The organism is Sphingomonas sp. LY54 (assembly GCF_035594035.1).
GTDB lineage: Bacteria > Pseudomonadota > Alphaproteobacteria > Sphingomonadales > Sphingomonadaceae > Allosphingosinicella.
Genome location: NZ_CP141588.1, coordinates 2,534,359 through 2,557,359, shown reverse-complemented (window position 1 = coordinate 2,557,359; position 23,001 = coordinate 2,534,359). Strand labels below are relative to the sequence as shown.

Here is a 23,001-nt window from a genome sequence, read left to right as displayed (position 1 = left end):
TTGGCCGATCCATAACCTCTCGTCATTGTGTCCCGGGGCCAATCGCGTGCTATCCAAGCGACAAGAGCGGGGGTGACACCCGCCGGAGGGGGAAATGAATGGCGTCGCAGGCTGAAAGCAGCATCGCCCTGGCGGGCCAGGTCGTGCCGCCGGGCTTCGGCCGGCAGGCGCTCTACGTGCTGCTCGGCTTCTCCGCGGGCCTGCCCTTCTACATGTTCTCGACCGTGCTGTCGCTCAGGCTGCAGGCGCATGAGGTCGGGCTGGTCGTCATCGGCTTCTTCGCCTGGGTGCAGTTGCTGCCGACGTTCAAGTTCCTGTGGGCGCCTCTGCTCGACCGCTTCGAGGTGCCGGGCTTCGGCCGCTTCTGGGGCAAGCGGCGCGGCTGGATCATGCTCGCCCAGCTCGGCATCTTCGTCTCGATGGCGACGATGGGGCTGACGGCCTCCGACCAGAATCTCGGCATCACGGCCCTCTTCGCCGTATTGCTCGCCTTCTGGACGACGACGCTGGAGGTCGCCGCTGACGCCTGGCGCATCGAGCTGGCGCCGACCCAGGCCGAGCAGGGCCCGATCGCCGCCGCCAATCTCTGGGGCTATCGCACCGCCATGGTCGCGGCCGGGAGCGGCGCCTTGCTGCTCGCCGATTTGCCGGGCTGGGGCTGGGCCGGCGCCTATCTGGCCATCGCCACCGTCGCTTTCCTCCCCTTCCCTTTGCTGGTCGCGATGCGGCCCGACCCCGGCCATGGCGGCAGCCGCGTCCGCGCGCTTGTCACCGGCCTCGGCGCGAGCGTCGTCATCCTGGGCGGGGCGACCGCGATCGTCGCCGCGTTGGGCTGGCTCCTGCTCGGTGCCGCCGCCGGCATCGGCATCAGCGGCGAGACCAATGTCACGCCGTTCGTGCTGGTGATCTGCATGTTGCCGTTCCTGCTGATGGCGGCCGCCCTGCCCCGGATCCGCAAGCTCCCGCCGGGCGCGCCGGCGCGGCGATCGGTCGCGATCGGCCCCTATGTCGATTTCTTCTGGCGCTACGGCTTCATGGCGCTGGCGCTGATGGCGTTCGTTTCGATCTATCGGATGGGCGACGTGCTCGCCCTCAACCTGTCCAAGCCGATGATCCGCAATCTCGGTTATTCCTTCACCGAGATTGGCCTCGCCGATTCCTACGTGGCGCTGGTCGCCAGCATCGTCGGCGTCGGCCTCGGCGGCTGGATGGCGGCGCGCTGGCCGGCCGGATGGGCGCTCGCCGTCGGCGCGTGCTTCGCCGCTCTCGGCAATTTCGGCTTCGTCTGGCTCGCCCACCAGCCGGTCGACGGACTGGCGCTCTATGTCGCCACCGCGGCCGACCAGTTCGGCAACGGCATGGCCGGGGCGGTCTTCGTGGTCTATCTCTCGATGCTGGTGAACCCGCGCTATCCGGGCGCGCAATATGCCTTCCTGTCGGGCTTCGCCTTCCTGCTGCCGCGGCTGCTGTCGGGCGCGGGCGGCGGGATCGTCGAGGCGTTCGACAGCGCCGGCTATCGCGGCTTCGATCTCTTCTTCGCGCTGTCGGGCGTGCTGAGCCTGGCGGCCTTGCTGTTCCTGCCGCTCATCGTCCGCGCCCGACCGCGCGCTGCGGATGATGCCTGAGATGATCGAACAGGCATTCGCCCCCGCCCGCGAGGCGGTCGAATCCGGGCGCATTCCCGGCGCGACGCTCGGCATCGTCGCGGCCGACGGGCGCCGGGCGATACGCGTTGCCGGGATGGCCGCCCTGGTGCCGGAGGCGGAGCCGTTGACCGAGAAACACTGGTTCGATCTCGCCTCCGTCTCCAAGGTGATCGCCACCACCCACATGATCCTGTCGCTGGCCGAGCAGGGCCGGATCGACCTCGATCGTCCGCTCACGGACGCGATCCCGGACCTGCGCCAATATGATGTCGCGAACGCAGCCGAACGCAAGCTGACCTTCCGCGACTGCCTCGCCCACCGCACCTTCCTTCCCGCGGTCGAGCCGATCTACACCTATGGCGACGACCCAAGCCGCCTGCGCGCCTTCGTGCTCCAGCGCGAGTGGCGCCACGGCCCGCCGGTTTACTCCGACATCAACTTCATTCTGCTCGGCATCGCGATCGAGCGGATCACCGGGCAATCGCTGCGGGAGTGGCCGCTCGGCCCCGGCCTTTCCTACGGCCCGCCGCCCGGCCCTGCGGTAGCCACCGAAGCCTGCGCGTGGCGGGGACGCGTCATGAAGGGCGAGGTTCATGACGAAAATGCCTGGGCGCTCGGCGGCGCGCCGGGCCATGCCGGGCTGTTCGGCACGGTCGCCGGCGTGCTCGATTACGCGCAGGGACTGCTGGACGGCAGCGGCGCCTCGCCCTTCATCCTGGAGGCGATCCGGAGGCCGGCCTACGATCACCGCACCTGCGGCTGGGAGCGGCGCTTCCTCGGCTGGCCGGGCGGCGACGCCTGCTCGAACCAGACGATCGGCCATACCGGCTTCACCGGAACCGGCCTGTGGCTGGATTTCGAGCGCGGCCTTGGCTGGACCCTGCTCACGAACCGCGTCCACCCGTCCCGCCATGGCGAGACCGCGATCATGGACCTGCGCCGCGCCACCGGCGATGCCGTCATCGCCGCCTGAGACGCGGCTTAACCTCGGGTTCGTCATTGCGAGCGGAGCGAAGCAATCCAGCCCGGCCTCCGGGACCGCTGGATTGCTTCGTCGCTTCGCTCCTCGCAATGACGGCGGAGAGCTCAGCCAGCGCCGCTCAATTCTCCGCAGCGATCAGCGCGAGGGCCCTGTCCATCACGGCCGTGGCGCCGGCGTCTCCGGGGACGTCGTTGGCGTAGAAGGAGAAGATCAAGGTCTTGCCGCTGCGCGCGGTCATGTAGCCCGACAGCGCGTTGGTCGCGTTGAGCGTCCCGGTCTTGGCGGCCAGCTTCCCCTCCAGCGGCGTGCCGCGGAAGCGGCGGGCGAGCGTGCCGTCCACGCCGGCGATCGGGAAGGTCTTGTGCCAGTCCGCGCCCCACGGCTGCGTCGCCGCCCAGCGCAGCAAACTGGCCGTGGCGCGGGGCGAAACGCGGTTATAGGTCGACATGCCCGAGCCATCCGACAGATCCCAGGCCGTCCGCGGAACGCCCGCCTGCCCCATCATCTTGGCGACCGCGGCCACGCCGTCCTCGATCGATCCGGAGCCGGCGACGAGGCCGAGGCGACGCATCAGCAGCTCGGAATGGAGATTCTGGCTGACCTTGTTGACGTGCACCAAATCCTCCGCAAGCGGCGGCGGCGTGAGCCGCGCCAGCGCTTCCGGTTCGGCGGGTCGGGACACCGGGGCGCCCTTGCGATATTCGGGATCGTCAGCGCGCGTCAGCGGCCGGTGACGCGCCTCGACGTCGCCCTTCACCTTGACGCCGCGCGCCTCGAGCAGTTGGCGGAAGCGCCAGGCGGCGAAATGAGCCGGATCGTCGATGCCGAGGTGCAGAGTTGCCGGCTCCGCGCCGGCGGCGATCGTGCCGGTCAGGCGCACATGACGGCTGTTCGGCATGCGATGGAATTCGAGCTCGGTCTTTCCGTCGACGGCCGTCGTGGCGAGATTCTCGACCATATAATAAGGCAGCATGTCGAGCGTCGGCCGCTCGCCCGCCTTGCCCGGCAGGACCCGGATCGCCAGCTCGTTATCGTCGAGCGTCAGTGCCGAAATCGCGGTGCCGTAGCGCGACTGGATGTTGTTCCAGCTCATGCCCGGACTCCAGCGCTGGTCGGGCAGCAGGCTGTCGTCGCCGATGACATTGCCGACCCGGCGCGTCTGCGCCGCGACCGCATCGGCCAGGGCCGCGAGGCAGTTCGCGACGCAATCGGGCGCGCTCGACAGCCGCGCATCGCCCCCGCCCGACAGGATCACGTCGGGCGTCTTGCCCTTGCCGCGTTCGAGCCGCACCGCCGCGCCGCCGGCCGTGTCCGGCTGATCGAGCGCCGTCATGTTCGCGAAGACCGCGGCGGTGGTCAGCATCTTGGTGTTGGAAGCCGGGATGAAGCGGCTGTCGGGATTGATCGCGACCAGGTCGCTTCCGTCCATATTCGTCACGACCAGCCCGAAGCGCGTGCCGGGCCCGGCTTCGGCCAGGGTCGCCGCGACGCGCTGCTGGAGCGGCGGCTGCGGTTGGGTGAAGGCCGGCGATGCCGTGCCGATGGCCAAGGCGAGCGAGGCGGCGAGGAGCGTGGGAAGGCGGGCTGCTGACATGGAGCGAGCCTAAGCCAGATCGCCGGCGGAACAAGCCGGCATCACTCATTCAGAGCGTTGGCGGCGCCATAACGCAGACGCATTCCCGGCCGTCCGTGCTTGCGCCCCACCTGCGCAGCCGCTTCAATCCGCGCCATGGCAGTTCGTACGTTTGTCCGCTTCTGGCTCGCCCTCATCGGCCTGTCGCTCACGCAACCCGCATTCGCGCAGCCGCGCGACCGACTGGCCGAAGCGCTCGCTCTGCCCGTGGCGAGCGACCTCGCCGGCGCGCGCGACGTTCCCCGCTTCGCCTGGATCGAAAATGAAGCCGGCGTGCGCAACATCTGGGTCGCGACGCGCGGCCAGCCCGCACGGAAGCTGACCGCCTTCACCGACGATGACGGGCAGCAGCTGTCCGGTCTCGTCGTCAGCAACGATGGCGCCAGTCTCGCCTACGTGCGCGGCGGCGACGCGGAGTTTCCTGAGCAGCAGGACCTGCCCAACACCGGAACCGCGCCGCTGACGCCGGCCCAGCAGGTCTTCGTTCTCGCAGCGGAAGGCGGCGCTCCGATCCCATTGGGCCAGGGCCATTCCCCGGTCTTTTCGCCCGATGGCCGGCAGCTCGCCTTCACCCGGCGGGGCGAGCTCTGGCTCTGGTCGCGCGCGGCCAAGGCCCGGCGCATCGCCAAAGTCGACGGCCAGATCGAGCGGCTTTCCTGGTCGCCGGACGGCACTTTGTTGCTCTTCTCCGAGGATCGCGGCGAGCACAGCTATGTCGCCACGCTCGGCGCGGACGGCCAGCGGCTGACCTATCTCGATCCGGGCTTCGGCCATTCGGTCGACCCGGTCTTCTCGCCGGACGGCCGCCAGGTGGCCTTCATCCGCTACCTTTCGGCCCCCGCCGCGGCTGCTCCGGGCAGCGGCGGTCCCTATTGGTCGATCCGCGTCGTCGACCTCGCCACTGGCGCCGCACGCATCCTCTGGACCCCGCCCGTAGGCCAGGGTGGCCGCTATGCAGGGACGCGCAGCCGCAACCTTTTCTGGAGCCGGGACGGCCAGATCCTGTTCCCATGGGCGCGCACCGACTGGCTCCACGTCTATGCGCTCGACGCGGCCAAAGGCGGCCAGCCCCGCGCCCTCACTGGCGGCAGCTTCGAGGTCGAGACCTTCCTCATCGACGACGCGCGCGACACGCTGCTCTACGCCGCCAATGCCGACCATATCGACCGCCGCCGCGTCTGGCGCCGGCCGCTGCGGGGCGGTGCGCCGGTGCGGCTCGGCAGTGGCGAGGCGATGCACTTCTTCCCCGCCCTTGCCGGCGGCGAAGTGGCGGCGATCGCGACGGGCGTCTCGACGCCGGCCCACCCCGTTCTGCTCGGCGATCGCACCGAACCGCTCGCGCAGGTCCCGACGGCAGCCGGCTTCGTCGCTCCGCAAGCAGTGACCTTCCGCGCCGCGGACGGCGTCGAGATTCACGGCCAGCTCTTCCGCGCCCGCGGCAAGGGCAAGCGCCCGGCCCTGCTCTTCATCCACGGCGGCCCGCGCCGACAGATGCTGCTCGGCTTCCACCCGTCGAGCTATTATTCGAAGACCTATGCGATGAACCAGCATCTGGCTTCGCTCGGCTATCATGTGCTGGCGGTGAACTATCGCGGCGGCACCGGCTACGGCCAGGCCTTCCGCGAAGCGCCGGAAACGGGCCGCGAGGGCGCGTCGGAATATCGCGACATCCTCGCCGCCGGCCGCTGGCTGGCCGCTCAGGGCGACGTCGACCCTTCCCGCATCGGCCTCTGGGGCGGCAGCTGGGGCGGCTATCTCACCGCGCTCGGCCTCGCCCGCGACAGCGATCTGTTCGCGTCCGGAGTCGATCTCCACGGCGTCCACAGCCTGCTGCGCGCCTTGCCCAACACGCTTTCGCCCGACGCGCAAGCGAAAGCCCGCCAGCTGCAGTGGGAGTCCTCGCCGCTCGGCGCGATCGAGACCTGGCGCTCGCCCGTCCTGCTCATCCACGGCGACGACGACCGCAATGTGCCCTTCGCGCAGTCCTTGCTCCTCGCCCGCGAGCTCGCCGCCCGCAACATCCCCTATCGCGAACTCGTCTTCCCCAACGAGCGGCACAGCTTCTTCCGCCACGACAGCTGGCTGCGCGCGCTGCGCGCGACCGAGGACTTTCTCGATCTCACCCTGATGCGCAAGGAGCCCCTGCGATGACCTGGTCGAAGCTGGCCTGCGCGCTGCTCGCTATCTGCTGCATCGGCGCCGCTCCCGATGGCGGCACGCTGATCCGCGGTGCGCGCGTGTTCGACGGGACCGGCGCGCCCGCCGCCACGGCCGACGTGCTGGTCCAGGGCGACCGGATAGTCGGGGTCGGAAAGGGCCTCCGCACTCCCCGCGGCGCACGCGTGGTGAACGCCCGCGGCATGACCCTCATCCCGGGCCTGCACGATCTGCACACGCATCTTCGCGCCCCGGGCTTCTCGGCGCCGGAAGACCTTCCCAAGGCCTATGGCGGGCACCTCGTCCACGGCGTCACCACGGTCAACGATTTCTCCGTGTCGGGCGAGATGCTGGCGCCGATGCGCGCCATGACCGGACCGGGCGCCATCGCCGCGCCGAACCTGATGCTCGCCATCCGCATCGGCGTGCCCCAGGGCCACGGCACCGAATATGGCTGGGGCGACGCCTTCACGCTGCAGGCGACGACGACGCGCGCCGCCGAGATCGCGATGGAGCGCGCCCTCGCCTATCGGCCCAACGTCATCAAGGTGTTCACCGACGGCTGGCGCTACGGCCGCTCGCCCGACCTCGACAGCATGAACCTGCCGACCTTGAAGACCATCGTCGAGCGCGCGCACCAGGCCGGGATTCCCGTCATTACCCATACCGTCACGCTCGAAGGCGCCAAGGTCGCCGCGGCCGCGGGCGTCGATGCGCTCGGCCATGGCATCGGCGATGCGCTGGTCGACGACGAACTCATCGCCTCCATGCGCGCGAACGGCACGGCTTATGTGCCGACGATGGTGGTCTACGAGCCGCAGCAGGACCGCGCTTTCGATCCGGCCGAATGGGCCATGCTCCGCGCGCCCGAACGCGCCCGCGAGGAAGAGCAGAAGGCCGCGGCGCCCGAGCCGATCCCGGCCTATGAGGCGCGGCGCTGGACGATCCTCCAAGAGAATCTCCGGCGGCTGAAGGCGGGCGGCGTCCGCGTCGGCGTCGGCACCGACGCCGGCATCGGCGGCGTCTATCAGGGCTCGTCGGCGGTGCGCGAGGTCCGCGTGCTCACGCAGAACGGCTTCACGCCGGCCGAGGCGCTCGCCGCGGCGACCAGCGTCAGCGCCGGCATTCTCCGGAAAAGCGAGGATCATGGCCGCATCGCGCCCGGGCAGCGCGCGGACCTCGTCCTCGTCCACGGCCGCCCCGACGAGCGGATCGAGGACCTTTACGCCGTCCGCCGCGTCTTCGTCGCCGGGCGCGAGGTCGCCTTGCCGGCGCTCCGCCGTCATCTCGATTCCGACACGCTTTCGCCGCTGCCGACACACCGGATGACGGGACCGATCGATACCGGCGCGCGCAGCGACGGCCGCACCGACCTCGACACGCTGCCGGTCGAGACCAACGAAGCCGGCATCGATCACAGCCATCTGCACCATGTCCGCGGGGCGGCCGATCAGAACCGCCTGTTCCTCTACGCGCGCATGGGCGCGGCGCCGGAGCCCTTTGCCAATCTCGTGCTGCCGCTGACGCCCGGCGCGATCCAGCTTGCCGACGCGCGCGGCTTCACCGGCATCGCGTTCGAGGCGCGCGGCACCGGGCGCTACGCCTTGCTGCTCGAAAGCTACGGCATCTCGTCCCGCGAGACGTTCCGCACCAGCTTCAGCGCCGGCGAGGCCATGCGCGAGATCGTCATCCCGTTCAGCGCGCTGAAGAGTTCAGGCGCAGGGACGCTCGATCCGGCACGGCTGCGTGCTCTGATCTTCCGGCTGGAGGGCGAGCCCGGCGGCCACGCCACGCTCGAGCTCGGCAACGTCCGCTTCTACCGCTAGGCCAGCACCTTATCCTCCCCTCGGTTCCGAGGGGAGGGGGGCCGCGCGCAGCGCGGTGGAGGGGCTCCCTTCAGTCCCGAAGACGCCCCTCCACCATGCTTCGCATGGTCCCCCTCGCCTGCAAAAGCAGGGGAGGAATACTCTCAAACGTAATGCGGCTCGGGCCGCTCCCGCAGTGCCTCATAATGGACGAGGGCCGGTTCGGAGCCGAGCGGGACCGGCTGGCCGCCGCGGAACGCCCATTCGCCGCGGTCGCAATCCTGCGCGCGGACATAGCCGTTGATGTAGAAACGGCGGTAATGGTTCGACCGGTTGGTGCCGGAGCCGTGGACCAGATAGGGGTTCCAGAGCGCCAGATCGCCGGGATCGAGCTCGAGCTGGATCACGTCGGCAGCAGATAGGCCGACCCGCTCGAGCGCTGCGTCCTGCATTGCGTTGCCGAGCACGTCGGTATCGGTATCGAGGTCGAGGTCGCCCTGCACGTGACTGCGCGGCACGAACCGCATGCCGCCGGATTCGGCCCCATGCGGATCGATGGCGAGGCCGGTCTGGACATAGGCCGTGCCGAGGTTGCGGTAGCAGTCGGCCGGTTGGCGGAAGCGCGAATCCTGGTGCCAGGCGAAATCGCCGACGGCGCCCGGTGCCTTCCAGTGGATCTGGTTGATGATCTGCTTGACGTCCCCGCCGATCAGCGGCGCGAGCAGCGCCGCAAAACGCGGGTCGAGCCGAACCGCATCGAGCGCGGGCCTATGGTAGGACGGCCACTGCACCATCTGCACCACTGGGCTCGTCTCGCCTTGAGCGACCTTGTAGTACAGATTGCCGTGCCGGAAATTGCGGCCGTGCGCGACGCCTTCGGCATGGACCCGATCGATCACCGCGCCGATGGCCGCCACTTCCTCCGGCGTGAAGAAACCGCGAACGATCGCATAGCCGTCGCGCTGCCACGCCACGGGATCGACCATCTCAGGCACCGTTGGGCGCTCGCAGGATTTCATCGTCCAATTCTCCCTCCCAGCGCGCGACGGTGGTCGCCACCGTCAGGTTCGCACAGGCGCTCGGCACGGTACGCGTCATGTCAAGCAGACGGTCGAACGGCAGCACGAAACCGACCACCAAAGCCGTATGTTCCGCCGGGACGCCGACCGACGAAAGCACCGCGGCGAGCATGAACAGGGACGCGGACGGGACCGGCGCCGTGCCGAACGCGGCCAGCGCGCCGGTCAGCAGGACGAGCCCGTAGGTCGCAGGTGTCATATCCACGCCGAGCGCCTGCAGGCTGAACAGGCTCAGCAGGCCGACATACATGGCCGTGCCGTCCTTGCCGATGCTCGCGCCGAGCGGCAGCACGGTCGAGTAGATCGAGCGACCGACGCCCAGATTCTTTTCCGCCACGCGCATCGCCACCGGCAAGGTCGCCGAACTGGAGGCGGTCGAGAAAGCGACGGCCAGCGCATCGATGATGCCGCGGAAGAAATGCCCGACCGGCACGCGCGCGGCGAAGCGCAACAGCAGGCTGTGCACCAGCAGGATCTGGATCGCGGAGCCGAGCAGCACGGCCAGCGCCAGCCAGCCGACGTTGACGAACACCGCCGCGCCGTTCGCCGCCACCGCATTGGCGATCAGCGCGAACACGCCGAATGGAGTCGCTTCCATGACGATGCCGACGATCTTGAGCAGGGCCGCCGTCGCCGACTGGAGCAGGTTGGCGAGCGGCCGCCCCGCCTCGCCCGCCAGCAGCGTGCCGATGCCGACCAGCACCGCGACGAAGATGATCGCCAGCATGTCGCCGCGGGCGAGCGCGTCGAAGATGTTGACCGGGACGATGTTGATGAGCTGCTCGTAGGGCGTGGGCGGAACGCCCATGGCGTGCGCCGTGGCAGTGCCGAGCGGGGCGCCTTCGCCCGGCCGGATGAGCGTCGCGACCGCCATGCCGACCGATACGGCGATCGCCGTCGTGAAGGCGAACAGCGCGACCGTGCGCCCGCCGATGCCGCCGATCCTTTTCGGGTCGCCCAAAGTGGTGATCCCGGCCGCGATCGTAATCAGCACGATCGGCACGACCAGCATCCGGATCGCGCGGACGAACAGGTCGCCGAGGAACTGGACCGCGGGAGCGGCCTGCGGCCAGAATGCACCAAGCAACAGGCCGAGCGCTAGCGCTCCGAGCACCCGCTTCCACAGCGGGATTGCGAACCAACCGCGAAGCAATGTCATTGGCAGCGTCCGGCCGGCGCCACGTGCTTCAGCCCGCGCCCGGCGGCGGTGCCGGTCAACGCACCATTCTCGACAGCGGGGACGCCGTTGACGAGCACCGTCCGCACGCCCGTCGCCAGCAAGGTCGGCTCCTCATAGGTCGCGCGCGCGGCAAAGGTCTTCGGGTCGAACGTTACGATGTCGGCGAACGCGCCGGCTCGCAGCCGGCCGCGATCGGCAATGCCGAAGGTGTCGGCCGGCAAAGCCGTGCTGCGCTCGATGAAGGTGCGGAGATCGAGCACCTTCTGCTCGCGCACATAATGCGCATATTTGCGCGCGAAGCTGCCATAGGCGCGGGGATGGCCGCCCGACGCGTCCGATCCGGTCATCACCCACGGCCTGCGCATGAAGGCTGCGATGTCCTCCTCGGTCTGGTTGAACGATGCGACCGAGGTATCGCTGATCCGGATCACGGCCATCGCCGTCGCGACCGGATCGAGCTTCATCTCGGTCGCAATCTCGGAAAGCCGCTTCGCGCGAAACTTCCCCTGCGTGATCAGCAGGGATTCCGCGCCGCCGCGCCGCCGCAGATTGTCGGTCATGTCCGTGCGCAGGCGCGCGGCCACGCTGGCATCGTCGAAGCGACGCAGCATGGCAGCCCGCCCGCCGTCATGCGCCCAGCGCGGGACCAAAGCGGCGGCAAGGCTCGTCCCCGAAGCAGACCAGGGATATTGATCGGCGGTGACCTTCTGGCCGCTGCGCTGCGCCGCCTCCACCCGCGCGATGATGGCCGGCGCCTGGCCGTGCACATCGACGCCGAGCGCCTTGATATGGGAAATGTTGACCGGCATGCCGGCGCCCCGCCCGACCGCGATCGCTTCGTCCACTGCCGCGGCGAGGCCGATCGAGTAAGAGGATTCATCGCGGATATGGCTGTCGTAAACGCCGCCTCGCGCGCCGGCTTCGCGCGCCAGCGCCACCACTTCGTCCTGCGCGGCGAAGCTCTGCGGCGCGTAGAACAGGCCGGTCGAGAAGCCGAGCGCGCCCTGGCACATCGCCGTTGCGACCATCTGCCGCATCCGCGCCAATTCATCGGGAGTGGGCGCGCGGTCCGCCTCGCCGATCACCGCCTTGCGAACCGGGCCGAACCCGACGAAGGCACCGTAGTTGATCCCGACCGGCTTGGCTGCGGCCCGGCCCAGCACGAGTCCGACATCGGCCTCGCCGCCGCCGTCATTGCCGATGAAGGCGGTCGTGACGCCTTGCATCAGGAAGCCGGGGACCAACCGCGTCTGAGCATCGTCGTCGGCGAGCTGCGCGCCGAGATGGGCATGCGGATCGATGAACCCGGGCGCGACGATCAGGCCGCGCGCGTCCACCACGCGCTCAGCTTTGAGGTCTAGGCGCTTTCCGACCGCTTTGATGCGGTCGCCGGAAACCGCGACGTCGCCGACAAAGGGTGCGTCCGAGCCGTTATAGATCGTGCCGCCACGGATGATGAGATCGACCCGTTCGGCCGCCGGAGTGGCGCACCCGAGCAAAGTCGCGGCCGGTAGCAACGCAATCCACTTCATACTCGCGGCGTCCCCCAAAAACCTGCTGCCGGCGGATGGATGAAGCCACCCTCCGCTCTTATCCCGCCAGGCCGATCCTCCCGGAGCCAGATCGGCCCGTCAAGGTCGACGAAGTCCGATAGCAAGGCAATATGCAGCGCCGGCGCGATCGAAAGCGAGGAGCTCACCATGCAGCCCGTCATCAGGCCGAGGCCGCGGGCGCGCGCCGCCTGCGCGAGCTTCAGCGCGGCCGTGAACCCGCCGGCCTTGTCGAGCTTCACGTTCACCGCCTGGTAGCGGCGCGCGACGACCGCGAGGTCCGCCGCGACATGGACCGACTCGTCGGCGCAGATCGGAATTTCGGGCGTGAATCCCTCGAGCCATTCGTCCTCACCTGCGGGCACCGGCTGCTCGAGCAGCCCGACCCGGGCCTCGACCATCATCCTCTGCATCGCCTCCAGCACCGTCCGGTCCCAGCTTTCGTTGGGGTCGACGATCAATTCCGCATTCGGCGCCGCGTCGCGGACCGCGCGGATCTGCGCCTCGGGATCGTTCGCATCCACCTTGATCTTCAAAACCGGCGCATCGGCCATCCGCGCGGCATCGAGGGCCATCGCCTCGGGCGTGTCGATCACCACCGTCATCGCACTGGGAATCGTGCGCAGCGCCGGACCACCGAACATGGCCGTCACGTCCTGACGCGAGCGCTGCACTTCAAGGTCCAGCAACGCGCAGTCGATCGCATTGCGGGCGGCGCCGGCTGGGAGGATGTCGAGCAGCTCGATCCGTCCCGCGCCGCGCTCGATCAGAGGGCGAACCTGCTCGATCGCGGCGAGCGAGCCGTCGATCGTCTCGCCGTAGCGCGGATAGGGCACGGCCTCGCCATGGCCGAACGCGTCGCCGTCGCGGATCGTCACCGTCACCACGTCGGCGGCGGTCTTGGTGCCGCGCGCGATCCGGAATGGACGGCTTAGCGGGAAGCAGTCGTGCTGTGCGCTGAGTATTCGGGACATAGCTCATCAATGATGGAGTCGACGCCGAGGGCGACAGGGTCGGTGCAGGGAAGGCCGAGGCGGTCGGCCGTAGCATCGCACAGCCGGCGCGCGGCCTGCGCGTCCATCGCCGACGTGTTGAGGCAGATACCGACCGCGCGCACGTCCGGGCTGGTGAGCCGCGCCGCCGCGAGATTAGCCTCCAGGCATTCGACCAGATCGGGAAGCGGGCGGCCGGGTACGCCGCGCATATGGGGCCGCCCCGGTTCGTGGCAGAGGACGAGCGCGCCGGGCTGGGCGCCGTGAAGGAGCCCCAGCGAGACGCCGGCGAAAGAGGGGTGGAAGAGCGAGCCCTGGCCCTCGATCAGGTCCCAGCCGTCGTCGCTGCGCGCCGGCGCAAGCTGCTCGATCGCGCCCGAGATGAAGTCTGCGATCACGGCGTCGACCGCGACGCCGGCGCCGGCGACCAGGATTCCGGTCTGGCCGGTCGCTCTGAAATCGGCCGCGATGCCGCGCTCGCGCATGCCGCGGGCGAGAGCCAATGTGGCGACCATCTTGCCGACCGAGCAATCGGTGCCGACGGTGAGCAGGCGCTTGCCCGCACGCTTGTTGCCCTTGCCAACCGCAAGATTTTCGGGCGGGTCGCGCACGTCGAACAACTGCAGCCCCCGCTCCCGCGCCAGCGCGGCGAGGCGCGGGTCGTCGCGAAGGCGCTGATGCAGGCCCGACGCGACGTTGAGGCCGGCCTCCAGCGCCGCCGCCGCATCCTCGACGAGGTCGGCGCCAAGCTTGCCGCCGGCGCCGGCGATGCCGAGAATCAATGTCCGCGCGCCGGCCGCGACGGCCTCCGCCATGGCGAGCCGCGGCAGGCCGAGCGTCTGGGGACAATCGTCGTGCCGGAATTCGCCGACGCAGTCTTCGCGCCGGAACATGGCCACCCCCCGAGAGGTCTTGATGGCGAGCGGATCGGCGCTGTGGCCGAGATAGAGAAGGAAGGGTGCTGGGATCATCGTCCCGCGAAGCTAGCCCGCACCGGCGCGCGCCCCGCATAACGATGCGGCGGCACGCCATAGCCCGACGCTATGGAGTGTCGAGGACGCGCTTCAGGGTCTTCATGAATTCGACCGCAAGCGCGCCGAGCGGCCGATTGAGCAGATACATTGCATGGATGTCGAACGTGACGCGCGGCTTCAGCGGCCGCATCGCCAAACCGGGCGCGAGGCAAGCCTGGGCGGTGAAGCTGTCGATCACCGTCATGCCCACTCCCTGCCGGACCAGAGCGGCGGCGATATAGAAAGTGCGGGCCGAGACGACATGGTCGAGATCGACGTTGAGCCGCTGCAGTTCCTCAGTGAAGATCTGCCCGGTCGGCCCGCTCGCGGCCAGGCTGATGAAGCGCTGCCCCTGGAGCCGGTTCAGCTCGATGCAGGACGGCGCGTCCGGCATGTCCTCCTCGCGATAGAGGACCACCAATTCGCCCTCGCCGAGCCAGCTCTGCGCGACCGGCGCCGCCTGGGGCACCTGATAGGCGACCGCGATGTCGGTCTCGCGCTCGTGGAGCTTGCGCAGCAGATCGTCGTGATGGACGGTCTGGAGGTCGAACTTCACATTCTCATGTGTCCGCAGGAAACGCGCGACGGCGGTGGGCACCGCTTCGAGCGCGAGCGAGGGCAGCGCGGAGATGCGCAACGTCCCGCCGGTGCCGCGGCGAAGGTTGCGCCCCGCCTCGCGCAGCGCGTGCACCCGGTCCTGGATCTCGCGGACTTCGTCGAACAAGGTGTGCGCATCCTCCGTCGGCACCAGTCCGCCATTGGTGCGCTGGAACAGTTGGAAACCCAGCAGGCTTTCCGCATGGCGCAACATTTTCGACACGGAGGGCTGCGATACGTTGAGCGCGCGCGCCGCGGCGCTCACGGAACCGTTGACGTAGACGGCGTGAAAAATCTCGATGTGGCGCAGATTCATCCCGGGATGCGTCCTGATACAAACACGGCGCGCAAGATCGCGCCCCCGCCGGACTATGCCCTGAGCATGGCCGCCCGGCTAGATGCTCAGCGGGCCGACCGTCGGGCCGTAGCAGGCGAGACCAAGGCGCTGTTTTCACAGGCTTGTCTGCCCGTTCCATCGCCGGCTGCGAGCCGGCCGAAGCTGGGCGGAGCAGCCCGCCCCGTCCCCCACTTCTCAAAATCATCGCTGGACTGGCGCGACCGCGGCGCCCTGATTCGGTGCCTGGATCGGCGTCACGCGCCAGATCGTGTTCGACAGGTCGTCGGCGACGATGAGGGCGCCGCGCGGGTCGACGGTCACGCCGACCGGGCGGCCGCGGGTCTTGCCGTCGGCGCCGAAGAAGCCCGTGACGAAATCGATCGGGGGACCGGCCGGCCGGCCGCCGCGGAACGGCACGAAGATGACCTTGTAGCCGACCGGCACGCTGCGGTTCCAACTGCCATGCTCGCCGACGAACAGCCCGTCGGCGAAGCGCGCGCCCATCGCCGGCGTCGAGAAGGCCAAGCCGAGCGTGGCGACGTGCGATCCGAGCGCGTAATCGGGCTTGATCGTCGCGGTCACCTTCTGCGGGTCCCGGGGCCGGACGCGCACGTCCTCATTCGGCCCCCAATAGGCATAGGGCCAGCCGTAGAAGCCGCCTTCCCGGACGGACGTGATGTAATCGGGGACGAGGTTCGGCCCGATCTCGTCGCGTTCGTTCACCGCCGCCCAGAGCTGGCCGGTGCCGGGCTGGATCGTCAGCGCGGTGGGATTGCGCAGGCCTGTCGCGTAGGGGCGGTGGGCGCCGGTCTGCGCGTCGATCTGCCACACCAGGGCGCGGTCCGCTTCGGCGGTCATGCCGCGCTCGGTGATGTTGCTGTTGGAGCCGATGCCGACATAGAGGAACCGCCCGTCGGGGCTTGCGGTCAGCGCCTTGGTCCAATGGTGGTTGAGCTGCGACGGCAGGTCGGTGATCTTGACCGGCGGGCCCGCGGCCTTGGTCTGCCCGACCTGATAGTCGAACCGCACCAAAGCGTCCTGATTGGCGACGTAAAGCTGGCTCCCGACCAAGGCGAGCCCGTAAGGCGCGTTGAGATTGTCGGCAAAGATAGTGCGTCCCTCATAGGCGCCGTCGCCGTCGGCATCGCGCAGCAGCGTCAGTCGGTTGCCGCTTTTGGCCGAACTCGTTCCTTTGGCCTTAATGATGCTCGCGATCACGTCCTTCGGCGTGAGCTTGGGAGCGCCGCCGCCGCGCCCTTCGGCGACCAGGATGTCGCCATTGGGAAGCACTAAAGTCTGGCGGGGGATCAGCAGGTCGGTGGCAATCGGCGTGATCGCATAACCCTCCGGCACGGTTGGCCTTCGGTCGCCCCATTCCGCCGGGTCCGCGATCACCATGGAGGGCAGGAGCCCCCGCTGCGGCTCGGCAAGCTGCGGATTCGGGCCATATTGTTGTTCCGCCGGTTCGCTGCCGCAGGCAGCTAGCAGGGCCAGCAAAGCGGCGCCGGGAAACAGGGTCCAACGCTTCATTTCACCGCTCCCGTGCGCAAGGTGGAGAAGCCGAGCGCCGTCGCCGCAATCACGAGCAACGCGACGATCGCCGACAGGATGAGCGCCGCCGGCATGCTCGCCCACGCATCCTTGGCGTGGACCAGCGCATTGATGAAGCCCAGAATCCAGGCCGCCAGCAGCAGGAGAAAATAGAAGGCCGTTCGGCCCCAACGCCGCCCGGCGCGGACCCAATCGACCAGCGCGAACAGCAAGGCGAAGCCGCCGAACACCAGGCCGCCGACGATCAGCCAGGACGAAAAGTTCTTCCACTGAATTTCGTAACTGGCCGCGTAAGCCCAGTCGCTCAGCAGCGCGGCCAGGAACAGGGGCACCGTTCCCGCCAGCAGCACCGCGTGCAGCGGATGGAGTGGGGAAACGGGCGTTGGGTAGGTCCGATGTTCAACGGCAGCCACCACGACTTTCCTCCTTACAAGCGCGATGCGGCCCGCACCGGCACAGCCGGAACGCTCGCTGGCGTAACAAGATCAAGAATGAGACAGCGGCCCGGATGTTCCCGTCCGGTCCCGTCGAGGGTCCTTGCAGGCTCTCCGATGCCCGAAAAACGCTTCAAAGCCAGCTTCCGAGGCGCTTGGCAGGACTCGACCGCGCGCTCCGTCAGGGGCAAGATAGGGCCATCGAACCCGGTCGATGTCTGCGTGCCCAGTGCCCAAGTGGTCGGCGCCAATCATGGCGCCGCCGTCCTGGCCAAGAGGAGTCCCGATGGCACGCGCATGGAGGGCAGGACTGGCTTCATGTCTCGCGGCGGGCCTTGCCTTCGCCGCGCCCGCCGCCGGCGCCCCTACGCCGCGGATCGCCGCGCTTGCCGCCACGCTCCACGACGCCTCCCCGGGAGCCCCGGTGATGGTGATCGCCCATCGCGGCTGCTGGAAGAACGCACCGGAAAATTCGATCGCGGCGATCGAGGCCTGCATTCGCATCGGCATCGACATGGTCGAGATCGACGTACGCCGCACGCGCGACGGCCAGCTTGTGCTCATGCACGATCCGACCGTGAACCGCACGACCGACGGCATCGGTGCGGTGGCGGCGATGGATGGCGCTGCGGTCCGGCGGTTGCGGCTACGCCGGCAGGGTGGCCGCGGAACACCCGTCACCGCCCACACTGTGCCGACGCTGGAAGAAGCCCTGCTCGCCGCGCGCGGCCGAATTCTCGTCAACCTCCATCTCAAGGTCCCCGTGGAAGACCAGGTGATGGCGCTGGTCGACCGCCTCGGCATGAATGCTGAAGTGCTGATGAAGCGGGGCGGGCACCCGAACACGAGGCACGTCGCCACGTCACCCTTCGCCGGCAGGGCATATTTCATGCCGCAAGTCCGCCAATGCGCGAAGGGCCCTCCCCTCGCCTGCAGCAAGCGCCCGCGCGTTCCGCTCGCCGCATGGAAAGACTATGATCCGGTCGCCTATGAACTGGTGTTCCGGGACCTTTCCTGGTTCGAGGCGGCCGCGGCGCAGGCCCGCACGCTCGACAGGCGCATCTGGGTGAGCACGATCACGCCCGCCATGGCCGCCGGGATCGACGACCGCGCCGCTCTGGCCGACCCGGAAGGCCATTGGGGCAGGCTGATCGCGATGGGCGCGTCGATGATCCAGACCGACGAGCCCGAGGCGCTCGTCGATTGGCTAAAGCACCGCCACTGAGCGCGCCCTGTCGCCCGATTGTAACAGAAAGAGGCAAGGACGGACCGGCCACGCCTGTTTCCCGCCTTTTCGCTGTCCCTCGGAGACTTCCATGCTCGCATCCACCCTTGGCCTGCTGCTCCTCGCGATGCAGCAGCCCGCCGCGGCCAAGGGCGATGCGCCTCCCGCTGCCGTCCCCGTGGCCCAATTGCAGGCGAAGGAAGTGCGCCGCCACGTGGCTCCGGAGGCGCGGCAGGGCGTCGCGGTTGACGATCGCCATTTCTACGCGATCACCAACAGCGGCATCGGCAAATATGCAAAGGCGACCGGCCGGAAGGTCGGCGAATGGAGCGGCGACCGCCGCCGCATCACCCACCTCAACAGCTGCGCCGTGATCGCGCGTGAGCTGGTCTGCGCCAATTCCAACTATCCGCAGGTGCCGATGGCAAGCTCGGTCGAGATCTTCGATCCCGAGACGATGCGCCACGTCCGCTCGATCCCGCTCGGCATGCGGCTCGGCTCATTGACCTGGGTCGAGCGCAAGGACGGGAAATGGTGGGCGGGCTTCGCCAATTACGACGCCAAGGGGGGCGAGCCCGGCCGCGACCACCGCTTCACCCTGGTCGCCACGTTCGACGACCAGTGGCGCATGACCGGAGGCTACCGCTTTCCGGATTCAGTGCTGGAGCGGCTCGCGCCGCGCAGCGCTTCGGGCGGAAGCTGGGGGCCGGACGGCCTGCTCTACGTCACCGGCCACGACGCTGGGGAAATCTACGTGCTGCGCGTGCCCGGCGAAGGACCCACGCTCGAGCATGTCGCCACCATCGCCGCCTCGCTCGAAGGCCAGGCCTGGGCCTGGGACCGTACCGCGCCGCGCCGCATCTACGGGATCACCCGCAAGGCCGGCGAAGTGGTGGTGATGGACGTTCCGGCGGTTGCGCAGACGCAATAGGGCGCGAGATGCCGCGTCGCTCAGTCGGCGCGCAACCCTGACGGACGCCCCGCACGACCGACCGCGCCCAGCCCGCCGCTTGGGTCCTTGTGGAAGGCGATCCCCATCTGCAGGCTCTCTGCGATCCGCATTGCTTTCTCCTGCATCGCCGCGGCCGCCGGGCCGCTCAGCAATTCCAGCGTGGTTTCGCGCCACAGCGCGAGCCAGCGGTGGAACATGTCGGGCGTGATACTATCGCCGTGCTTGATATGTGCCGGCAGCGGGCGGCCCTTGTAGCGGCCGCTGCCCAGCATCACCGAGGACCAGAAGGCCTGGAGCCGCTCGAGATGCTCGGGCCAGTCGTCGATGGCGCCGTTGAAGATCGGCCCGATAAGCGGATCCTGGCGGACCTTGGCGTAGAAGGCGTCGACCAGCGCCTGGAGCCCCTCCTCGGTGATGGCCGCGGCGGGCGGGGTGGACATGGCATCGGTCATACGGGTTCGATCTGCTTGCGCACGGCCGCCCGGATAGCGGCCGCCAAAGCGTCGCACAACAAGGGCTTCTCGATGATTGCGGCGCCGGCGGCCGCGGCGCGGGCGGCGAGGCTGCGCGTCGGCAGGCTTGTGATGATCAGCGCCGGCAACGCGACGCCGCGAGCGCGCAGCAAAGCGAGCAAGGCGAGGCCATCCATGCCGGGCAGATGGTAGTCGAGGACGAGACAGCCCGGATCGGGGACTGGCCCGCGCGCGACGAGCGCCTCGCCGCTCTCGAACGCCTCCACCGCGAAACCCTCCAGCTCCAGCGAGAAAGTCAGCGCGGAGCGGAGGGCGGCGTCGTCGTCGACGATCAGGATGCGGGGGCAGTCGGAGGCGGTCATGACAGTGTCCGGAAGCGGGGAGGAGCGGAAAGCCCCTCCCCTTTTTGTTTGGTTCAGGCGGCCTGCTTCCAGGTCGGCTCGAGGGCGGCGTGGGGCGGACAAGGGGCGACGGCTCCCAGCGGCAGCCCGGCGAGTTCGTTGGCATAGCCGTGGTTGACGTCGCGGTGGTGGGCCTCGTCGGCACGGACCACCAGCACCACGTCGCGCAACGTCGCGTCCTCGGGCAGGCCCCAGTAGCGCTTGGCGATGTCGGGTGCTGGGACGTTCTCCGAACGGCCCTCGTCGATCTCGGCGAGATAATGGGTGTAGCTGATCACCGCTTCCTCTTCGAAATAGCCGACGACCCGATGGGCGGTCTTCGAGCTGACGAGATAGAGGGCAAAGAAGAACAGATAGAAGACCCACTGCACGCCGATGATGACCGCGCGTTCGAACCAGGTCGGCTTCGAGATTTCGATAAAAGTCATCAGGTGCATTCGCTCATTTTCGGCTTCGTCCATGAGCGTCTTGATCCAGCCCTTGTCGTCGCACATGCGGCGCAGGCAGGCGAGGTGGTTGATCGTCGCGCCGACCATCCCCGGCACGGCGGCGACGGTCTCGAGCACCACCGCGCGATGGCCGTAGCGCTCGGCGAAGAAGGTGTCGGCGCACCAGCGCAGCATCTTGGTGAAGCCATAAGCGACGCGGTCGGACAGGCCCTTGGGGCGGTGGTGGACCGAAAGATCGATGAACGGTGCGGTCACGACGAAATTCTCCCTGCGAACACGGCAGCCAAGTCTGCGTTGCCGTTGGCCCGGAAATAGAAGCGGCCCCGAATCCGCGAAATTCGGGTCTTCGCCCTAGGGTGAATCCCGGAGGTCGCGCCGCGCATCGGCAGCGGCTATGCAGGCCGCCATGGCCTTGGCATTGCGTCCCAACTCCCTGTCCTTCCCCGCCGTCGGCAAGGGCAGAGCCTGCCTGATCGCGCTGGTCGCGATTGCCGGCGGCGGAGCGGCGCGCGTGGCGCTGGATCCGCTGCTGGGCGGGCGCGAGACCTTCCTGTTCTTCGTCCCGGCCGTGGTCGCAGCGGCCGCGCTCGCCGGCCTCGCGCCCGGCCTGTTCGCCACCCTGCTGGGCGCCGCCGCTGGCCTGGCGCTCGAAGCCACCGGCGGGCGCTTGGTCGCCGGCCACTGGGTCGGTGCGGCGGTGTTCCTGCTGGTCGGACTCTCGGTCACGATCGGCGGCGAATGGTTCCAGCGTGCACGTGCCCGCGCCGGCGCGGCCCATAGGGAGCTCGGGCAGAGCGAGGCCCATCTGCGCTCGATCCTGGAAACAGTGCCGGACGCGATGGTGGTGATCGACGAGCAGGGCCTGATCCGCTCGTTCAGCCACACCGCGGAGCGCCTGTTCGGCTGGAATGCGGCCGAGGTGACCGGCCGCAACGTCAGCATGCTGATGCCTTCGCCCTATCGCGAGGCGCACGATTCCTATCTCGAACGCTATTACCGGACAGGGCAGCGCCGCATCATCGGCGTCGGCCGCGTCGTCGTCGGCGAGCGCAAGGACGGCTCCACCTTCCCGATGGAATTGGCGGTCGGCGAGATGCACGAAGCGAAGGGGCGCTTCTTCACCGGCTTCGTCCGCGACCTCACCGAGCGCCAGCAGACCGAGACCCGGCTGCAGGAGCTACAGACCGAGCTCGTCCACGTCTCCCGCCTCACCGCCTTGGGCGAAATGGCCTCGGCGCTGGCGCACGAGCTCAACCAGCCGCTGTCGGCGATCGCCTCCTATCTCAAGGGCAGCAAGATGCTGCTCGGCCGCGACGAGGTCCCGCACGAAAAGGTCCGCGACGCAGTCGATCGCGCCGCCAACGAGGCGCTGCGCGCGGGCGAGATCATCCGCCGGCTGCGCGATTTCGTCGCCCGCGGCGAGACTGAGCGGCGGCTGGAAAGCCTGTCCAAGCTGATCGAGGAAGCCAGCGCGCTCGCTCTCGTGGGCGCCAAGGAAAGCGGCGTCCAGGTCCGCTACGCGCTCGATCCGGACGTCGATCTGGTGCTCGCCGACAAGGTCCAGATTCAGCAGGTGGTGCTCAATCTGATCCGCAACGCCGGCGACGCGATGGAAGACGGCCCGCGCCGCGAAATGACGGTCAGCGTCGCCGCTTTGCCCGAAGACATGGCTTTGGTCAGCGTGGCAGACACCGGACCGGGAATCAGTCCGGAGATCGCCGGGCAGCTGTTCCAGCCCTTCATCACGACCAAGCGGACCGGGATGGGCGTCGGCCTCTCGATCTCGCGCACGATCGTCGAGGCGCATGGTGGCCGTATCTGGGTCGAGGACAATCCGGGGGGCGGCGCGATCTTCCGCTTCACCGTGCAGCGCGTAGGCAAGGAGGAATTATACGATGGCGACTGAGCCCGTGGTGCACGTGATCGACGACGACGAAGCGGCGCGCCATGCCCTCGGCTTCCTGCTCGACTGCGCCGGCATCCAGGCGCGGACCTACGAATCCGCGATCGCGTTCCTGAAGGCGGTGCCGAACATGGAACATGGCTGCATCGTCACCGACGTGCGCATGCCGGAGATGAGCGGGGTCGAGCTGATCGGCAAATTGAAGGCGCTCGGCGTGCCCGATCCGGTGATCGTCATCACCGGCCATGCCGACGTGCCGCTCGCGATCCAGGCAATGAAGGCGGGAGTTGCCGATTTCATCGAGAAGCCGTTCAGCGACGAGACCATCCTGGAGTCGGTGCGGGCCGCATTGGCGCGGCAGCAGCAGCGCGGCCTGGTCGAAACCGAACGGGACGAAATCGTTGCGCGCATGGCCACCCTCTCCCAGCGCGAGCGAGAGGTGTTGGACGGCCTCGTGGAGGGACACGCCAACAAAGTCATCGCCGACGATCTCGCGATCAGCGCGCGCACCGTCGAGGTCTATCGCGCCAACGTGATGACCAAGATGCGCGCGCGCAGCCTGTCCGAACTGGTGCGCATGGCGACGATCGCGCGCCTGCTGCCCTGATCCGTCACGCACGGCCGGTCAAATAGCGCTCAGGC

The 23,001-nt window shown here is 68.7% G+C and carries 20 protein-coding genes; 8 read left to right on the top strand and 12 right to left on the bottom strand.

The annotated features are described in order from the left end of the window. Positions 1-98 precede the first annotated feature (98 nt). Positions 99-1,625 (top strand): MFS transporter, encoded by a 1,527-nt coding sequence (locus tag SH591_RS12710; protein WP_324749436.1) that lies wholly within the window; start codon positions 99-101, stop codon positions 1,623-1,625. 1 nt (position 1,626) lies between these two features. Beyond that, a complete protein-coding gene (locus SH591_RS12705; protein ID WP_324749435.1) occupies positions 1,627-2,619 on the top strand; it encodes a serine hydrolase domain-containing protein in 993 nt (330 codons plus the stop codon). 127 nt (positions 2,620-2,746) lie between these two features. On the opposite strand, the gene dacB is transcribed toward SH591_RS12705, so the two are convergent. Next, entirely contained in the window at positions 2,747-4,222 is a 1,476-nt protein-coding gene (gene dacB / locus SH591_RS12700) for a D-alanyl-D-alanine carboxypeptidase/D-alanyl-D-alanine endopeptidase (RefSeq protein WP_324749434.1), read from the bottom strand. A gap of 135 nt (positions 4,223-4,357) precedes the next feature. On the opposite strand from dacB, the gene SH591_RS12695 reads away from it, so the two are divergent. After that, positions 4,358-6,412: a S9 family peptidase gene (locus tag SH591_RS12695; RefSeq protein WP_324749433.1), complete on the top strand. Its 2,055-nt coding sequence runs from the start codon at positions 4,358-4,360 to the stop codon at positions 6,410-6,412. Further along, positions 6,409-8,244 carry an amidohydrolase family protein gene (locus SH591_RS12690; RefSeq protein WP_324749432.1) on the top strand — a complete coding sequence of 612 codons (1,836 nt, stop codon included), beginning with the start codon at positions 6,409-6,411 and terminating at the stop codon, positions 8,242-8,244. The genes SH591_RS12695 and SH591_RS12690 overlap by 4 nt, the downstream gene beginning before the upstream one ends. 143 nt (positions 8,245-8,387) lie before the next feature. Here the strand turns inward: SH591_RS12690 and SH591_RS12685 are convergent, their stop codons facing one another. From SH591_RS12685 to SH591_RS12650, 8 genes are all read right to left on the bottom strand, one after another. Beyond that, a complete protein-coding gene (locus SH591_RS12685) occupies positions 8,388-9,209 on the bottom strand; it encodes a phytanoyl-CoA dioxygenase family protein (protein WP_324751379.1) in 822 nt (273 codons plus the stop codon). Between the two features lies 1 nt (position 9,210). After that, complete coding sequence (locus SH591_RS12680) at positions 9,211-10,461, bottom strand: dicarboxylate/amino acid:cation symporter (RefSeq protein WP_324749431.1); 1,251 nt, start codon at positions 10,459-10,461, stop codon at positions 9,211-9,213. Then, positions 10,458-12,014, bottom strand: coding sequence for an N-acyl-D-amino-acid deacylase family protein (locus SH591_RS12675; protein WP_324749430.1), 1,557 nt, complete (start codon positions 12,012-12,014; stop codon positions 10,458-10,460). Before SH591_RS12675 ends, SH591_RS12680 begins: the two co-directional genes overlap by 4 nt. Beyond that, entirely contained in the window at positions 12,011-13,006 is a 996-nt protein-coding gene (gene dgcA / locus SH591_RS12670) for an N-acetyl-D-Glu racemase DgcA (protein WP_324749429.1), read from the bottom strand. Before dgcA ends, SH591_RS12675 begins: the two co-directional genes overlap by 4 nt. After that, positions 12,964-13,995, bottom strand: coding sequence for an N-acetyltransferase DgcN (gene dgcN, locus SH591_RS12665; RefSeq protein WP_324749428.1), 1,032 nt, complete (start codon positions 13,993-13,995; stop codon positions 12,964-12,966). The genes dgcA and dgcN overlap by 43 nt, the downstream gene beginning before the upstream one ends. Before the next feature lie 70 nt (positions 13,996-14,065). Continuing rightward, positions 14,066-14,950 (bottom strand): LysR family transcriptional regulator, encoded by an 885-nt coding sequence (locus SH591_RS12660; RefSeq protein ID WP_324749427.1) that lies wholly within the window; start codon positions 14,948-14,950, stop codon positions 14,066-14,068. A 222-nt stretch (positions 14,951-15,172) separates the two neighbouring features. Then, entirely contained in the window at positions 15,173-16,501 is a 1,329-nt protein-coding gene (locus SH591_RS12655; RefSeq protein ID WP_324749426.1) for a PQQ-dependent sugar dehydrogenase, read from the bottom strand. Then, positions 16,498-16,938: a DUF2231 domain-containing protein gene (locus SH591_RS12650; protein WP_324749425.1), complete on the bottom strand. Its 441-nt coding sequence runs from the start codon at positions 16,936-16,938 to the stop codon at positions 16,498-16,500. Before SH591_RS12650 ends, SH591_RS12655 begins: the two co-directional genes overlap by 4 nt. Before the next feature lie 304 nt (positions 16,939-17,242). Here SH591_RS12650 and SH591_RS12645 point away from each other — a divergent pair, with 304 nt between their 5' ends. Together SH591_RS12645 and SH591_RS12640 are read left to right on the top strand one after the other, a co-directional pair. After that, positions 17,243-18,181 (top strand): glycerophosphodiester phosphodiesterase family protein, encoded by a 939-nt coding sequence (locus SH591_RS12645; protein ID WP_324749424.1) that lies wholly within the window; start codon positions 17,243-17,245, stop codon positions 18,179-18,181. A 91-nt stretch (positions 18,182-18,272) separates the two neighbouring features. After that, entirely contained in the window at positions 18,273-19,112 is an 840-nt protein-coding gene (locus SH591_RS12640) for a hypothetical protein (RefSeq protein WP_324749423.1), read from the top strand. A gap of 20 nt (positions 19,113-19,132) precedes the next feature. Here the strand turns inward: SH591_RS12640 and SH591_RS12635 are convergent, their stop codons facing one another. The 3 genes from SH591_RS12635 to SH591_RS12625 are packed head-to-tail and all read right to left on the bottom strand — an operon-like array spanning position 19,133 to position 20,711. Continuing rightward, positions 19,133-19,585: a group III truncated hemoglobin gene (locus SH591_RS12635; RefSeq protein WP_324749422.1), complete on the bottom strand. Its 453-nt coding sequence runs from the start codon at positions 19,583-19,585 to the stop codon at positions 19,133-19,135. Next, a complete protein-coding gene (locus tag SH591_RS12630; protein WP_324749421.1) occupies positions 19,582-19,968 on the bottom strand; it encodes a response regulator in 387 nt (128 codons plus the stop codon). The genes SH591_RS12635 and SH591_RS12630 overlap by 4 nt, the downstream gene beginning before the upstream one ends. Positions 19,969-20,021: 53 nt before the next feature. Then, positions 20,022-20,711 carry an alternative oxidase gene (locus SH591_RS12625; RefSeq protein ID WP_324749420.1) on the bottom strand — a complete coding sequence of 230 codons (690 nt, stop codon included), beginning with the start codon at positions 20,709-20,711 and terminating at the stop codon, positions 20,022-20,024. Between the two features lie 151 nt (positions 20,712-20,862). Between SH591_RS12625 and SH591_RS12620 the strand changes: the two genes are divergently transcribed. Continuing rightward, positions 20,863-22,362: a sensor histidine kinase gene (locus tag SH591_RS12620; protein WP_324749419.1), complete on the top strand. Its 1,500-nt coding sequence runs from the start codon at positions 20,863-20,865 to the stop codon at positions 22,360-22,362. Then, positions 22,352-22,966 carry a response regulator FixJ gene (gene fixJ, locus SH591_RS12615; protein WP_324749418.1) on the top strand — a complete coding sequence of 205 codons (615 nt, stop codon included), beginning with the start codon at positions 22,352-22,354 and terminating at the stop codon, positions 22,964-22,966. Before SH591_RS12620 ends, fixJ begins: the two co-directional genes overlap by 11 nt. Positions 22,967-23,001 lie beyond the last annotated feature (35 nt).

Coding starts and splice junctions, on each gene's coding strand:
- SH591_RS12710 (WP_324749436.1), top strand. CDS start 99: ATGGCGTCGCAGGCTGAAAGCAGCATCGCCCTGGCGGGCCAGGTCGTG.
- SH591_RS12705 (WP_324749435.1), top strand. CDS start 1,627: ATGATCGAACAGGCATTCGCCCCCGCCCGCGAGGCGGTCGAATCCGGG.
- dacB (WP_324749434.1), bottom strand. CDS start 4,222: ATGTCAGCAGCCCGCCTTCCCACGCTCCTCGCCGCCTCGCTCGCCTTG.
- SH591_RS12695 (WP_324749433.1), top strand. CDS start 4,358: ATGGCAGTTCGTACGTTTGTCCGCTTCTGGCTCGCCCTCATCGGCCTG.
- SH591_RS12690 (WP_324749432.1), top strand. CDS start 6,409: ATGACCTGGTCGAAGCTGGCCTGCGCGCTGCTCGCTATCTGCTGCATC.
- SH591_RS12685 (WP_324751379.1), bottom strand. CDS start 9,209: ATGGTCGATCCCGTGGCGTGGCAGCGCGACGGCTATGCGATCGTTCGC.
- SH591_RS12680 (WP_324749431.1), bottom strand. CDS start 10,461: ATGACATTGCTTCGCGGTTGGTTCGCAATCCCGCTGTGGAAGCGGGTG.
- SH591_RS12675 (WP_324749430.1), bottom strand. CDS start 12,014: ATGAAGTGGATTGCGTTGCTACCGGCCGCGACTTTGCTCGGGTGCGCC.
- dgcA (WP_324749429.1), bottom strand. CDS start 13,006: ATGTCCCGAATACTCAGCGCACAGCACGACTGCTTCCCGCTAAGCCGT.
- dgcN (WP_324749428.1), bottom strand. CDS start 13,995: ATGATCCCAGCACCCTTCCTTCTCTATCTCGGCCACAGCGCCGATCCG.
- SH591_RS12660 (WP_324749427.1), bottom strand. CDS start 14,950: ATGAATCTGCGCCACATCGAGATTTTTCACGCCGTCTACGTCAACGGT.
- SH591_RS12655 (WP_324749426.1), bottom strand. CDS start 16,501: ATGAAGCGTTGGACCCTGTTTCCCGGCGCCGCTTTGCTGGCCCTGCTA.
- SH591_RS12645 (WP_324749424.1), top strand. CDS start 17,243: ATGGCACGCGCATGGAGGGCAGGACTGGCTTCATGTCTCGCGGCGGGC.
- SH591_RS12640 (WP_324749423.1), top strand. CDS start 18,273: ATGCTCGCATCCACCCTTGGCCTGCTGCTCCTCGCGATGCAGCAGCCC.
- SH591_RS12635 (WP_324749422.1), bottom strand. CDS start 19,585: ATGACCGATGCCATGTCCACCCCGCCCGCCGCGGCCATCACCGAGGAG.
- SH591_RS12630 (WP_324749421.1), bottom strand. CDS start 19,968: ATGACCGCCTCCGACTGCCCCCGCATCCTGATCGTCGACGACGACGCC.
- SH591_RS12620 (WP_324749419.1), top strand. CDS start 20,863: ATGGCCTTGGCATTGCGTCCCAACTCCCTGTCCTTCCCCGCCGTCGGC.
- fixJ (WP_324749418.1), top strand. CDS start 22,352: ATGGCGACTGAGCCCGTGGTGCACGTGATCGACGACGACGAAGCGGCG.